The 13,790-nt window shown below is 42.0% G+C and carries 10 protein-coding genes, 1 tRNA gene and 1 pseudogene; 1 reads left to right on the top strand and 11 read right to left on the bottom strand.

Translation table 11 applies throughout. The annotated features are described in order from the left end of the window. The 7 genes from A1D16_RS04490 to A1D16_RS04460 all read right to left on the bottom strand — a co-directional run. A partial coding sequence (locus tag A1D16_RS04490; RefSeq protein WP_290708044.1) for a P-loop NTPase fold protein occupies nucleotides 1-1,243 on the bottom strand: 1,243 nt, incomplete at its 3' end. A gap of 156 nt (nucleotides 1,244-1,399) precedes the next feature. After that, a complete protein-coding gene (locus A1D16_RS04485; RefSeq protein ID WP_290708043.1) occupies nucleotides 1,400-2,341 on the bottom strand; it encodes a hypothetical protein in 942 nt (313 codons plus the stop codon). Beyond that, on the bottom strand, nucleotides 2,338-4,065 hold the full coding sequence (locus A1D16_RS04480) for a hypothetical protein (RefSeq protein WP_290708042.1): 1,728 nt from the start codon (nucleotides 4,063-4,065) through the stop codon (nucleotides 2,338-2,340). Before A1D16_RS04480 ends, A1D16_RS04485 begins: the two co-directional genes overlap by 4 nt. Next, nucleotides 4,007-5,452, bottom strand: coding sequence for a hypothetical protein (locus A1D16_RS04475; RefSeq protein ID WP_290708041.1), 1,446 nt, complete (start codon nucleotides 5,450-5,452; stop codon nucleotides 4,007-4,009). Before A1D16_RS04475 ends, A1D16_RS04480 begins: the two co-directional genes overlap by 59 nt. Nucleotides 5,453-5,472: 20 nt before the next feature. Then, nucleotides 5,473-6,156 carry a hypothetical protein gene (locus A1D16_RS04470; RefSeq protein WP_290708040.1) on the bottom strand — a complete coding sequence of 228 codons (684 nt, stop codon included), beginning with the start codon at nucleotides 6,154-6,156 and terminating at the stop codon, nucleotides 5,473-5,475. Further along, entirely contained in the window at nucleotides 6,132-7,493 is a 1,362-nt protein-coding gene (locus tag A1D16_RS04465) for a hypothetical protein (protein WP_290708039.1), read from the bottom strand. Before A1D16_RS04465 ends, A1D16_RS04470 begins: the two co-directional genes overlap by 25 nt. A gap of 277 nt (nucleotides 7,494-7,770) precedes the next feature. Then, the gene (locus tag A1D16_RS04460; RefSeq protein WP_290708038.1) at nucleotides 7,771-8,103 is read right to left on the bottom strand and encodes a LytTR family transcriptional regulator DNA-binding domain-containing protein; all 333 of its coding nucleotides are present in this window, start codon (nucleotides 8,101-8,103) and stop codon (nucleotides 7,771-7,773) included. Here A1D16_RS04460 and A1D16_RS21685 point away from each other — a divergent pair. Continuing rightward, nucleotides 8,090-8,851: pseudogene (locus A1D16_RS21685) on the top strand (recombinase family protein); the annotation flags it as partial. The gene A1D16_RS04460 and the pseudogene A1D16_RS21685 overlap by 14 nt on opposite strands. Before the next feature lie 730 nt (nucleotides 8,852-9,581). On the opposite strand, the gene A1D16_RS04455 reads toward A1D16_RS21685, so the two are convergent. The 4 genes from A1D16_RS04455 to A1D16_RS04440 all read right to left on the bottom strand — a co-directional run bounded on the left by A1D16_RS04455 (nucleotide 9,582) and on the right by A1D16_RS04440 (nucleotide 13,743). Further along, nucleotides 9,582-9,655 (bottom strand) — tRNA-Pro (locus A1D16_RS04455). A gap of 49 nt (nucleotides 9,656-9,704) precedes the next feature. Continuing rightward, nucleotides 9,705-10,736 carry a dipeptide epimerase gene (locus A1D16_RS04450; protein WP_290708037.1) on the bottom strand — a complete coding sequence of 344 codons (1,032 nt, stop codon included), beginning with the start codon at nucleotides 10,734-10,736 and terminating at the stop codon, nucleotides 9,705-9,707. A gap of 17 nt (nucleotides 10,737-10,753) precedes the next feature. Beyond that, a complete protein-coding gene (locus A1D16_RS04445; RefSeq protein WP_290708036.1) occupies nucleotides 10,754-13,426 on the bottom strand; it encodes a 4-alpha-glucanotransferase in 2,673 nt (890 codons plus the stop codon). Between the two features lie 161 nt (nucleotides 13,427-13,587). After that, nucleotides 13,588-13,743: a hypothetical protein gene (locus tag A1D16_RS04440; protein ID WP_290708035.1), complete on the bottom strand. Its 156-nt coding sequence runs from the start codon at nucleotides 13,741-13,743 to the stop codon at nucleotides 13,588-13,590. Nucleotides 13,744-13,790: the final 47 nt, after the last annotated feature.

Genomic DNA, 13,790 nt, shown 5'->3' with positions numbered 1-13,790 from the left:
TTGAAGCATACTCTAAGACCATCAATTTAGCAAGAATGTCAATTTTGAAATCTGGTAATTTTGCAACTTTTACCAGCCGGTTTCTTAGCGTAAAAGTGTTTAAAAAACGTTTGATTTGCCGTGGATTTCCTTTTAGTCCATCTGTAATAATGGAGGATAGTGAAGCTATCAATGAAATGCTTTCAATTAATTCTTTTTTCTGTTCTTCTGTGGCTAAATTTTGTATATCTCCTAAGCCGAATACATCATATCTGTTATTTTCCCTGTTCGCCTTGAAAGCAGCTATTACTTTTGAAAAATCATCGCCCATTGCTTTCTTACAGAAAAGTAAGGTGAGGTAGGTTTCAACTTCATTATCTGTTAACTTAGGCATATAGTAGGGTATTTGAATAAGTTTTTCCAAATAGTCACTTACAATACGCTTATTCCGGCTGTTCGGGTCGTCAGCATTTTCAATACTGTCCGTTTTATAACGGTGCTCAATGGCGTGCCTTACTATTCTCGGGTCAGCTCCAATTACAAACGCTGTTTTCTCAACATTTAGAAATAGTTTGATAGCTTCAAGGTTTTCAATAAGTCTTTCAGGTGTACACCTGTCTAAATCGTCGATAATTACAACCAGTTTCCTTATTTCCGACTTATCTATCATTTCTTTAAAATCATCACGAAACTCGCGAACTACTGTTACTTCTTCATCTTCATTCTTTTTTATTATATCTTTTAAAAAGTCTTCTGCTTCATCTCCTTTCAATTTTTCTGCCAGGTCTTCTGTTTTAAGCTGTGAAAACTCATTCACCAAAAATGGTAATAAAGAAGCCCCTCCCGTCAAGTACGCTGCTGCACCTGGAATAATCACTTTTTTAAAGCTCAATCCCAGCAAACGCATCCATTTAACCGATTTTAATAGTTTTGCTGTTTTGTCTTTTACTTTATTTCCAAGTGTCTTATGCTTGTCAAATCTTTCAATAATAGATTCTAATAAAGCCGCCTTTGCGTCGTCATATCCTTCAAATACCCAACCGTTAAAATATAATACAAGCGTACCATCATTAAACCCATCTTCTGCACCTCCAGTTAGTTCTTGTTCGACAATTTTCAGAATGCTGGATTTACCGCTTCCCCAATCCCCAAAAACCCCAATGGTTACGGGGAGAACTTTATCGTCGTTGATTACATCAACCAATAGATCAGCGTGTATTTTAAAGCCTAACAGGTCTTCTGAGGTCTCATTATCTGCCCACATAAGTATGTAATTGTTTTGTACTGGTAATATCCTGTTTGTGGCATATATATATATGCCTTATCAAAGCTATCCCTATCTTAATTAAAAAAAATACGGTTTCCCGTAACATTCTGAATGGCAATACTGCTGTCCAAACTTCGACCATTGAACACTTTTTTACATGACATTATTATTTTTTTGCTTTTCTTTAATGTGCTCTAACATTCTTAATAAATCGTTTGATTCCTCAATAATCCACTGATCCTTTTGGATTAATTCACTTATAGTGCAATAGTGATTATTGTCTTCGAAAACGCTATTGATATTTAACCCGGATGGCCATTTACTCCCATGGCCGGTCTCATTGATACTTTTGGGTGAGCCATTAGGAATAAGAAGCTGAATGCCGGGTATTTTCTCTTTTACCAAGGGAAAAATAATAAAAAGCCCATCATAGTCCCAGTCACAGGAATAGTAAATTGGTAACCCCCGAGTTTGTGAGTAATCCAGTTTGCCAACATTTTTACCCCCTACATACCAAAGCTCAATGCCATGTTTCCTGGGCTTTGCGGGTTTAGTGAGAAAATCCAAATTCTCGCATAACACTATTGCGACAGTATTATGACACTCAAGTTTGTAAATGTATTGTTGATCCTTCTCATTGGAAAATTCGTCCACCTCCAGTATTTGCTTTAATGCTTCTATTAACGAGCATCTATTGTCAAGGTACTTTTCACTCTTAAAAAACATCAAAGAAATGTTTCTTAAAGAGGTATCGGCTGCGATGATCTGGGACCGTAACTCGTCCAATACGCCATCCTCCTTCATGCCCTGGAGCTTCATCAATATCCTGATATCAGCTTCTTCATACTGGGTTTGCGGCTTTAATAGGTTGTTAGCGGAAAGGAAGGTCTCATAAGCTGTAAATTGGTTCAAGTAATCGCGTTCGTAGATAAGTTTGTACTTATCTGAGGCAATGTATGACCGGTGGCCTAATTCTATTGCATTCAGGGAGTCAATGAGAAATCCTATCTCCTTACTCTTTTTCAAAGTTTCGTTGTACTTAGCCGATCCGTACCGATACAAGTTGTTCAATGCTCTTAATTCGATCCAGTTCATGCTGTCACTTTGTTTAGGTATGCGCCCAGGTCTTCATTGACATCTTTTGTTCTGAAGAAAGAGGAGCATGGGTAATGGTTGATTTTGTCATTCGCTCTTCCTTTAATCAGGTAATGCGCATACCATTCATCCGAAAGCCCAATGTTGAATGTATGCGGGGCCATTGTTATAATCTGGTATTGAAATTCTTCTGCTATTGCCGGGAAAATATTAAAATTGGTATTATCCATGCTGCCGAGTTCTTCTAGGATAATAAAACGAAGCCCTTTCTGTTTAGTTCTTTGAGTAGATAACCTTGCAACTCCAAGCAACGCTATTGCGGAATAGCTTTCCCCCGTACTTCCGGAAATATCCTCTCCCAGTTCATCTTCCAATTTTGTGGAAAGGTGAAAATATGTTCTGGGGTCCAGAAGTTGGGCTATCGGTACAATATCTTTTAACTTTGCCATTTTTCTAAAGAACTCTTGAAGGAATTCGGTAATGGAATGGTCAAATTGCAATTCGCCTCGGGTTGCCGCCTGTCTTACATCATAGGCCATTTTTTCAATATCACCGATCCTTACATTGGGATTGGGGTCAAATACAATACTGAAATTGTATTTGCCGCTTATTTTCCTATTGACGAAGAATGTATTTATTGTCTGTACCTGGGTTTTATATTTATTGTAGCCTTCTGAGGTTCGTGAGAATATCTTAATCAGGCTATCCCTGATATTGTCGGCTATTTGTGTCCTGTTGTTATTTGCTTCCTGTAAGGCAGTAGCTATATCATCAGTTGTACGTATTTTGTTGCTCAACAATGCCCGCTCCAGTGTCCTGAAAGAATAAGTACGCTTTTGGATTTCAAATGTTACTTCCGCATTTTTTTCTCCTTTGGTCTCTTCAAAAGCGGTTGTTATTTCTATATAATTATGTTTGTAGGATTCATAAGCATTCTCATACAACTTATTTAAGGTCGATAATTCTCTGGTTTCATCATTGAACTCCGCAATGTTTGTAAAGAAGGTTTTGTAAAAGTCTGTATTCAACTGATTAAAGTCCTCCTGCATAGCGGTCACATCTTCCATAATTCTGTCCAGCTCTTTGCTTGTCGTTTCGATTTCTCTTTGTAAAGATTTCAGTTCTCCCGCTTTTTGTCCTGAATAATTTGACAGTTTATTGAGCCGCCTGATCCATTGCTCCCGTATTTTTTTCAAATCCCGTTCGACTATTTCAGGTTCCTTATACCGGAGGTTAAATTGCTGCTGCAGCTCGCCCAGTTCTCTTTCCAGCTTGCCTATATCAGACCGGAGCATGGCAATTTTATTGTCTCTTTGCAGTATACAGGATATTGCTGTTTTAAGTTGTCCAATTGTTGCTACTTGGCTAATCTGAATGTCAAACTCATAATCGAACAATTTTGTATCATATGACTGTCCGTCTTCTATAGCTGCCAATGCCTCCAACCTTATTTCAATAGCGGCTAACTCGCCTTTTAGGTTGGCTATTATTTGTTGTATATGGCGGTTCAATTCAGAGTGATTCGTCAATAAAGCTGCGTCGGGGTTATAGGTAATGAATTCAGACAAAGGACCGGATTTCAACCAAACACCTCCGGTTTCACTGGCTGCCTCAAACCTGTCGACCTCTTCGGGGTTGATATACCGTGCACCGTTTTCCGGCCTATCAGGCTTGCTGATGGGAAGCGTTGCATAATGTAAAAATGGCCTGCATCTTTCCTTCATCCAATTTTGGAAAATTCTTCACATACCAGCCTAAGAGGCTGTCTTCGTTATTATTGCTTAGCAGACGGAGCAGCTTCTCTTTTTTTTTCTTTTCTGAATCAAATTGCTTCTTCAGTCTGAATAACTCTTCAGATTGTTTTTTCCTGGCAGTTTCAATCGCTGCAAGCGTTTTGTACTTTTTTAAATAAGGTTCTGAAAGCTTTACATCCTCTTTTATTTGAGGTATAGTTCTTATAGCTATATCCACAGTTTCTGTGAAAGGTTTCCAGCTTTCATCAATTTTTGGCAGTATAACCATCTTCAGTTCCGTAACCTCGTCAGTCAGCGTTTCTAATTGTTCTGTCAATTGCTTATACCGGTGGATTTGATTATAGTTTTTCTCAGCTTTATCTGCCTGCAAATTCATTGTAGCCTCAACACGGGGTATTTTACCGATTGTATTTTGCAGCCTCTCAAGGTCTTCGCTATGCTTCCGCAATTGTTGACGACCTGCTTCTTCCAAGCCCTTCTGCGTGGCAAGTTCTAAACGGCAATTGCTGATTGCGGCGATATGGTAATCCCTCAACAGGCTCAGGTAGTTTTCGTCTTGCTGTCGTAGTGTTGTCAGCCGTTTTTGCTTATCTTTTAATACATGTATGTCATCGTTTAACCGCTGATAGTCTTTTAGTACCTTTTCAAGGGCGATTTTCTCTTTATCAAAATCAGCTTTAATATCTTCCTCCGTTTCTTCAAATAGAAACTCTTTAAGGTTTTTAGATGCTTCTTTTCCTGACAATTTCAGCGTTTTGGCTTTTGAAAAGGACTGGATCACTTTTGCAAATGCCTTCAGGTTATTCTCTCTTGAGAGGTTGATAGGCAGAATTTCTTTACTGCTTAAAAAATTATAGTATTCCTGTACGGCGTCCTTGTTTTTGAAATAAGTCAATTTCAGATTTCGCTGGTCATTTAATAACGAAGCCAGCTCCTGTATTTCCGGAATCATTCCGTTTACAATAAAATCTTTGGAAAGCAATAACTCATCTTTGTTCAATGCGAGGGCGGACAGGTTATGATGTAGTTCAGCGGTTCTTGCAATTACAAATGGTATAATACGTTTTCTTTCCTGACTATGTATCTGGATACCTATGGTAAGGAATGTGTCTTTTTGGATGGCAATATTCAGAAAGCAATAGGCGCAAGCTGTTAAGTAAGGAAGGGTATGAATGTACCTAGTCTCTTTTACATCTTCTGTTCCAAACTTAATATGTTCTTTGTCGTAAATGAACATCAGTTGCAAGATGTCTGCAAGAATAGACTTCCCTACGCCGTTCGCCCCGATAAAATCGGTGCGTTCAGGATGCAGCAAATAATCGTTGTTATAGTGCTTTATCAAACCTACGGTAGACAATGAATAAATTTTAGGGTATATCATAAGGCATCTTCTTTTTTCAGGGTTGAGACAAATGCCTCAAAATTCTGGAGTTCATACTCGTACAATTTTGCCAGACGGTTTATGGCAGGCCGTATTTCAAAATCAGGCACTTCTCCTGTCGAAGGGTTTTGCTTTTCTACCCAACCAATTTTATCAAACAGATCAATGGTGTAGTTAAACTTTTTTATGACATGTCCCCATTCTTTATTATCATAGGTATTGGATGCACGTACTTCGTTGAAAAGGATTCTTTTATATGCATCCTGTTGTTCGCCCTCCAGTATAATGGCTCTTAGATCAGGCCAGCGTACAATTTTTTGTTCGTCAAAGTATTTTTTGTAGTAAATATCAAGCAGCATCAGGCCTATCAACGTTTGTGTCTCCGTAAGCTCCTTATGCCTGGAATGGTCTGCAAGCTTACCTTTTGCTGTGTCGAAAAAATCAAGATAAAAATACCGGTGGCCGTCGAGGCGGTCCGCTACAAGGTTTAGATTGTATAGATTTTTGTAGAACTGTGTCCAATGAGCAGCTTTACTTTCCAATAATGAAAAGGCAACATAGTATTTTTCATCTATATGCTTGCCCGACATCAACATGAAGTTAATGTCTGCGAAACGCTTCGTCACTTCCTCGTCGGATAAGAAGTCATAAAATGTTATATCCTGATTTTCGTTTTCCATAGTGCAAGGTTGTTTTGGTTGAGGATGGTTAACTCCCTGGTTATATCAATCTTAAGGTCGGGGATTTCAGAAACTAAGGAGATCATTTCCGAAGCTACGCCGTAAGCAACAAATAGGTCTTCACCTTCTGCCAGAATGGTATTCATCATTTCGTCCAACAAGAATTGTCCGTGCTTATTAAGATGGTCTTTTGCATTGTTTACCCAATGATTTATGATTTTCTGCCGGTTAATTTCTTTTTCAATTTTCGTTCGCTCCTCCTTTTCATATTCCTTGTCTGGAGGTATTTGGATAACAGCGTTCAGTTTTTTGTGGGCAAACTCATAATGCTTCAGATATAGCATTTTTTCCTGTTCATAAACCAGGGATTTAAGTGGGAAGCCATTCTTAAATATTGTGCCGTCTTCCCGGTAACCTGCTGTTTGGAGCACATAGCCAAATAGCTTTTGTATTTGTAGCCTATAATTGGCACGGGTCGAGAAATATTCCTGTAGTTCACTCAACTTTTCGCTGGCGTTAAATATCTGCCGCCTGGCGGCTTTTATTTTTCGGTCGGTATCATTGAAAAAGATAATAATATCGTCATAAATATCGCGCGCCCTTTGCCAGTCACTGACTACTTTGATTTTTTCGGATTCATTATCTGAGAAACGGACAAGGTCAATTTCTGCATAAAATTTATCAACCACCATCTGCAAGTCTCTCAGGAACTTATCTTTACTTCTCATGGCATTGGTGATATCTTCAGCCCTCTCCCCAAATTTCCGGAAAGTCAGTGCGAAAGCTTTTACTAAACTTACAGCTTCATGGGTATCGTTTTCTAGTAGTTCGTTTAGCGTTTTATAAGCATCCCGAAGTTCATCTTCAAGACCTTCCAAATGGTCGGTAATTACTTTCTTTGGGCCTGATATGAACAACCTGCCAAATTTCCTTTCCAAATCTTCTACATCCTTAATCTCATTCGACCGGAGATAAAAACTACTCTCAAAGCTTTTCTTTAAAGGGTGGTTCTTATACGGGTTATTCAATTTGTTCCGCATCATATCCAATACACCTTTAGCGTAGTCCGTCAGGTAATACTTGCCAGGTTCTTCCGCATCATTCCTGATAAAGTAATGCAGTAGGTTGTCTTTTATTCTTGACCATTGCGGGACTGAATCGAGTTGAAAATGAGCGCTGGTTTCTGCCAGTATATCGTCTATTTCTTTGGTAGTAAAGGAGCCATCCAGATCGCCTGTCCTTATTTTTTCATCTATTGCAATAATAAGATAGCCGCCGTCATATTTCGACGGCAGTAGCAGGTCATACTTCTCAAATAGTTCCTTGTTGTCAGGCATTGGTTACTGTTTGCTCTCCGGACTTAAGCTCCGAAAATAAGTGCAACGGTGCTGCACTATTTTGCATTACAACCAAGATACTGATTTGCAGGCATTTGTTAAAATAATCTAGAAACTGTCATATCAGAAAATAAAGCAATTCACATTATCGGTTCATCCATTCTTTAAAGTTCTTAGCCCTTCGTTGGCTAATAACAATGGGTTCTTTGGTGAGAGGAGCAACGAATAGTTCTAGCTTACCGAATTCCAGAGTGGAAAAGTGGGAGCAGGCTTTGCGTCAAACGATAAACTTCCTGTTCGCACGGAAGAACTCCACTTTATCCAGTTGCCCCTCTACCTCATCCAATGATTGCGAAACAAGGTAGCGTTCGGCCTCGAATGTCGCCAGGTAATTATAATCTCCGTCCCGGTAGAAATAGGCTATCGTTTCGACAGGTAAAGGAATGCTTTCCGCCCCTCGCTGCACTAGGAATGCTTCCCGGCTGCTTTTACCTTCAGTCTGGATTTCTTCTTTATTCCTGTCCGCTTTTAGTTCTGCCAGTTTCCACCGGTTGTAAAAATAGTAAGCGAGATAATCGGCATTCAGCAATACCAGCATGAGCACAATCACTTGGAAATCATATTTCAGGTACAACGTATCAAAAATATTCAACCCAAAAATGCGGAAGTATTGCGCAAACCACTCTATTGAAATACGCAATGTGATCTATGAAGATCATTCAGCGAAATCGTTTAACCGGCCTGCATGGAAAAACCTTTTGCAGAAACTCAAAAAGAAAAAGAATAGTGTCAACCTGGAGTTGTTTACCAAATGGGACCGTTTCAGCCGCAATGCAGGCGATGCATATCAAATGATCAATGTACTTCGTGGCCTTGGGGTGGAGCCGCAGGCGATAGAACAGCCTCTTGATTTGTCCATCCCTGAAAATAAGATGATGCTGGCTTTTTACCTGGCCGCTCCGGAGGTGGAAAATGACCGGCGGGCGTTGAATGTTTTCTATGGCATGAGGCGGGCAAAGAAAGAGGGGCGTTATATGGGGCTGGCCCCGGTCGGGTATGAAAACAAAACGGAAGAAAATGGAAGGAAGTTTATCGCCCCGAAAGAGCCTGGTGAGTCTATACTCCGATGGTGCTTCGAAGAAATTGCCAAGGGAAAATTTAATACGGAACAGGTTTGGAAGTCGGCGAGTGCAAAAGGTTTGAAATGCAGCAAAAATGCTTTCTGGCAGGTTGTCCGCAATCCCCTGTATTGCGGTAAAATTTTTATCCCCCAGTTTAAGGATGAGGAAAGCCGTTTTGTGAAGGGCATGCATCAGCCGATAATTTCGGAATCGCTTTACTACGAGGTACCGGAGGTGTTAGATGGCCGGGGGAGAAAATACCGTCCAAAAATTAAGACGCTGGATGAGTTTCCGATGAGAGGTTTTTTAGTATGTCCTGAATACGGAAAACTTTTGACGGGGAGTAAATCTAAAGGGTGGACCCGTTATTATGCGTACTATCACTGCGTGAGTAGCTGCCGTCACTGGGTAAATGCAGAAACGGTAAATAATACGGTCAAAGAAGATTTGTCAAAATTCCTGCCCAGGATTGACAATAAGGATTTCTATCAGGAGGTAATAACGAAGAATTATCTGGAACAGGTGCATGAGGCGACAACTGAGAAAAATGAAATACTGCTTCAGATTAATTGTTATGAAGACCTGCTGTCGCATACACGGGAGCTGTTAGTTACCCGGCAAATCGACGCTTCTGACTACCGGGATATGAAGTCGGAATACAGTATGAAAATTGCAGCCCTGGAATCACAACTGACGAGGTTAAGCCATGATGTGGATGACATGCAAAACCTAATCGAGAAAGGAGTTGCTAAAATTATAGCGTTAAAGGATGTGCTGAATCATAAAAGCCTCACGGAGATCAGGGCCGATATTGGTTCGATTTACCCCCAAAAAATCGTTTTTGACGGAAGCGAAGTTCGAACCGCCAGGAGGAACGAATTTATTCAGTATATCAACCTGATTAATAAGAGGTTGCGGAAAAATAAAAACGGGACAAAAGTAGATATTTCTACTTTGTCCCGTCAAGTCGGGATGACTGGATTCGAACCAGCGGCCTCTTCGTCCCGAACGAAGCGCGCTACCGGGCTGCGCTACATCCCGAAATGGACAACAAATTTATTAGGACCTGAATTTTTTTCCAAATGATTTCTTACCGGTCTGTGGTTACCGGGTTGATGAGCGTTATGCCGAGGCCCGGGTTCTGGGGCAGACTGACACGACCGAAATCGTACTGCAGGCCCGTAGCCAGGTCTTCCGATAACAAAAGGGGGCCATCCATATCAAGCCAGTCTGCAAGCGGAGCAAGATGTGCCAATGCCGCCGATCCGATGGTGCTTTCATTCATACAGCCCAGCATTACCTGCAAACCCAGGGTACGGGCTTCCTTTATCATTCTCAACGCCGGTGTAATGCCCGTACATTTCGTGAGTTTGATATTAATACCATGAAAATGCCCGGCACAACGCGCCACGTCTTTTTCAACTACACAGGACTCATCCGCTACCAATGCCAACGGCGATCGTTCTTTGAGCCAGGCCATGCCTTCCCAGTCGTCCTTCGCCAATGGTTGCTCTATGAACTCCACGTTCATGGCAGCAAATGCGGTAATTTTTTCAAGGGCCTCCTCTTTTGTCCAGGCAGCATTGGCATCTATCCGGAAAGGGGTGTCTGTATGCTTCCGCAAAGCCTCCATAATTTCAATATCATGCGGGGTGCCCAGTTTGATCTTATAAACCGGCCAGGGTTTTTCTTTCATTTTGGCCACCATCTTGTCTATGGAATCGATCCCGATTGTGTAATCGGTTACAGGCATACTGGCCGGATCGGCCCCCAATAGCTGGTAAAGTGGCTGGCGTTTGATCTTGCCATAAATATCCCAGGCAGCTATATCCAGCGCAGCAACCAGGAAGCCATTGGCTGGAAATAAATGGTGCAGGTAATGCCAATACCGATCCGGACTGGTAAACGCAAATTTCTCCACGAATAATTTCTTCGCCACCAAATCGGCCTCCATCTGATCAACAGGGATATTGTAATAGGCAATAGCCGGGGCTTCGCCATATCCTTTGATGCCATTAAAATCCAGTTCAACAACCAGTGCAGGCTGGTGGGTTTTGGTGCCTTTCGAAATCGTAAAAGGATGAATAAAGGGCAGATTGGTTTTTTTATAGCTTACACGCATGTTGCAAACCTAAAAAATTATGCCCGTCCACTTGCTTTTATATGCTCTTTTAAATCCTGGTTAAAGGTTTTTTCTTTTATCAGTTGCTCCAGGGGTAAGTGCATGCGATAGCGCCAGTAATGTTTGGGGTTGGCCGGAACATTAATGCGCTCATCAGCTGGATCTGGCCGCCTTAATTGCTCGTCGCCTCCCAATAAATCCTGGAGCTGGAAAATACTCCACATGGCGGGCGAATGCAGGTGTTGAATAATGATCTGTTTGTTGATCCAGGCTTCGCAAAATACCGGTGCTTCGCCCCATTGACCCAGCTCCTTGTTGAAAAAACGCTGGGTTTTGGCGCGGTCTTCCTCCCACCAGCCCCTGATCGTGCTCATATCATGGGTGGAAGGAGTAACTACTGATAAATAAGGCGCATCATCGGGATGAAAGAATTCTCTATCCGGATTTTTTGGCATCCGTTGTATTTCCAGGCTGAGGATACCCAACTGGTTCATGACTTCTGGTACGCAAGCGGGCACCATTCCCAGGTCTTCTCCACAGATGAGCATATTGGTGGAGGCTTTCAGGGCAGGTAATTTCTGCATGGCTTCTTCCATCCAATAATTGTCCTGGCGCCTGAAGAAATAATTTATATAGAGGTCCTTTAATTTTTGTTGGGTATCCCACTCGAGCGTTTGAAATGAACTGGTTTGTTCCATACCAAAACGGAAATGGTAACTGGTGCCATTGGAACCTTCTTCCTCGAAGAGGATCCGGTTACTGTGCAGGTCATAGAGGCCCTGGCGTAACCAGTTATTGGTATCGCGCACTTCGGCTTCTGTAAACCACTGTTCAATTTTACGTTGAGTATCAAATTTTGGCTGGAAAAAATACTGCCCGTAACCAGTGGGTTCCAGGAAGGTTTCCTTTACGAAATCAGCCAGTTCGCCAAAGCGCTGCTGTAGTTCCTGCTCCGTAATATAGGGATAGGTATACCGGATATGGTCAAACCAGATACCTCTTTCCTGGAACTCGTTTTTATGCACGGCAATAGCAGGTACAAAACGTCCCATAATACCTTCGGTAGACTGGTAAGGAATGGACCAGATCCGGAAAAATCCAAGGATATGGTCTATCCGGAAGGCATCAAAATAATCACTCATCTGGGCAAACCGGCGTTTCCACCAGGCAAATCCATCCTTTTGCATCTGCTGCCAGTTATAGGTAGGGAAGCCCCAGTTTTGCCCCTTTATGGCAAAATCATCTGGTGGCGCACCGGCCTGCTGGTCCATATTGTAGAGTTCTGGCGCTACCCAGGCATCGCAGCTGTAGCGGTAGATTCCAATGGGAATATCTCCTTTAACGATAATGCCGTTTTTATGTGCGTATTCCGTTGCTTTTTTTAGTTGGGTATGCAGTTGGTACTGTAAGAAATAATGAAAAGATATTTTCGGATAGGCATCATGGTCAGGTGCCGTTAATGCGTCAATGGCGGTTTTATTGTACCGCGAATGGGTTGCCCAGCCGGTAAAATCGGCACTGCCATTTTCATCGCGCAGGTAACAAAAAGCGGCATAGGGTACCAGCCAGTCTTGGTTGCGGGTAAAAAAATCAAGGTAATCTTTATCCTGTTGCCAGCTTTCCTTCTGCAGGTCAAATAATTGCTTTAGCAATTCCAGCTTGAGTTGTAAAACGGCTTCGTAATCGACACTGGGTAATTCATTCAGGTATTTTTGCTGTGCTTTGTAAGGCTTCAGCGTTGCAGCAAATTTTTTTCCGGCAACTGCATCCAGGTTTATAAAGATGGGATGCAGTGCAAAGGCCGAAATGGCTGCGTAAGGATAGGAATCTACCCAGGTATGCGTAGCGCTGGTATCATTCACCGGAAGGAGCTGGATCAGTTTCATATCTACGGACCTGGCCCAGTTGGTTAATTCCTCGAGGTCTGTAAATTCCCCGATACCCCAACTGTTTTTAGAGCGCAAACTGAAAACAGGAATGGCCACGCCGGCTCCTTTCCAACTGGTATTGGCAACCTGCAGAAAACCATCGTGTACGATCGTGAGGTGTAAGCCTGCATCGCCAAATAACTGCCTGTTTTCACCAGTTTCAAACTGTACAAAACTTTTCGTTTTGGTATTGTAAATACCGTATTTGTATTGAAGGGGGAAATCCTCCTTAGGTAATTCCAGGGCAAGGGTCCACCAATTACCTTCGGTTTGAAGGTGTAAGGCTTTTTCCGTTGCCCAGTCGCCCAATGTAGTGCCTGCACCCGTTAAACAAACCACTTCATTTTTTTTCAGCAAGGGTGCTTTTACCCGGAAAATATGACTGAACTCTTTGGGTAATTTAAGTTTCTTTTTTCCGGCAGGTGCTAACAGCGTTTCCTGGAAGGGGGCCGTATAAAAAGCGTTCTCAAAGGAACCTGCATGGTTCCAGGTATCCACCACCTGGATCTCGGAAAAATGCCGGAGGCCCGTTTGCAATTGTCGATCTCTCCCCCATTCATTGGTGATTTTACCATCGCTGTCCTTTAACTGGTAATGGTAGCTAAAACCGTCGAGTTTTTCCTCCTCCAGTTCAAGCTGGGTGAACCAGTATTGGTTATTGAACCAGGTCATGGGAATGGGCGGCTGGTTATCTGGCAGGCCGGAAAGCAGGAGTTCCTGTCCGACGGTTGTATAAAAGCGGAGATAAAACTGAATAATCATGCAATCGTTGTTTGGGGTGGTCGTTACGCTGGTAAAAATAATTTATTTGTGTATATTATACACATTTGTTCGGCCATCTTTTTCTTTATTTTTTGCTGCGATGGGGCACAAAAAAAATCCCCGCCGCGGGGCAGGGACGTATTGAAAGAGTTGAACATGGCTTAGATAATATCCATTGCCTTTACGAAGCTGGTACAAACAAAGGGAATGATCATAGTAAGGTATTCCCAGTGCAGGTAGATCGCTGCCAGCAAGGCGGCTGTTGAAACAAAAAAACCTAGCCACCAGATTCCTGTATTTTTCTTTTGCGTTTCCATTTCGTAAAGTAAATAGTTAAAAGTAAAATTTTAAGACCCCGCAAAAA

Origin of the sequence: Flavihumibacter sp. CACIAM 22H1 (assembly GCF_001601815.1) — a bacterium.
In the GTDB taxonomy this organism is placed as follows: domain Bacteria; phylum Bacteroidota; class Bacteroidia; order Chitinophagales; family Chitinophagaceae; genus Flavihumibacter.
The sequence above is the reverse complement of the archived record's forward strand: the minus strand, read 5'-3'. Positions and strand labels throughout refer to the sequence as shown.

Coding starts and splice junctions, on each gene's coding strand:
- A1D16_RS04465 (WP_290708039.1), bottom strand. CDS start 7,493: ATGCCTGACAACAAGGAACTATTTGAGAAGTATGACCTGCTACTGCCG.
- A1D16_RS04485 (WP_290708043.1), bottom strand. CDS start 2,341: ATGAACTGGATCGAATTAAGAGCATTGAACAACTTGTATCGGTACGGA.
- A1D16_RS04445 (WP_290708036.1), bottom strand. CDS start 13,426: ATGATTATTCAGTTTTATCTCCGCTTTTATACAACCGTCGGACAGGAA.
- A1D16_RS04480 (WP_290708042.1), bottom strand. CDS start 4,065: ATGAAGGAAAGATGCAGGCCATTTTTACATTATGCAACGCTTCCCATC.
- A1D16_RS04440 (WP_290708035.1), bottom strand. CDS start 13,743: ATGGAAACGCAAAAGAAAAATACAGGAATCTGGTGGCTAGGTTTTTTT.
- A1D16_RS04470 (WP_290708040.1), bottom strand. CDS start 6,156: ATGGAAAACGAAAATCAGGATATAACATTTTATGACTTCTTATCCGAC.
- A1D16_RS04450 (WP_290708037.1), bottom strand. CDS start 10,736: ATGCGTGTAAGCTATAAAAAAACCAATCTGCCCTTTATTCATCCTTTT.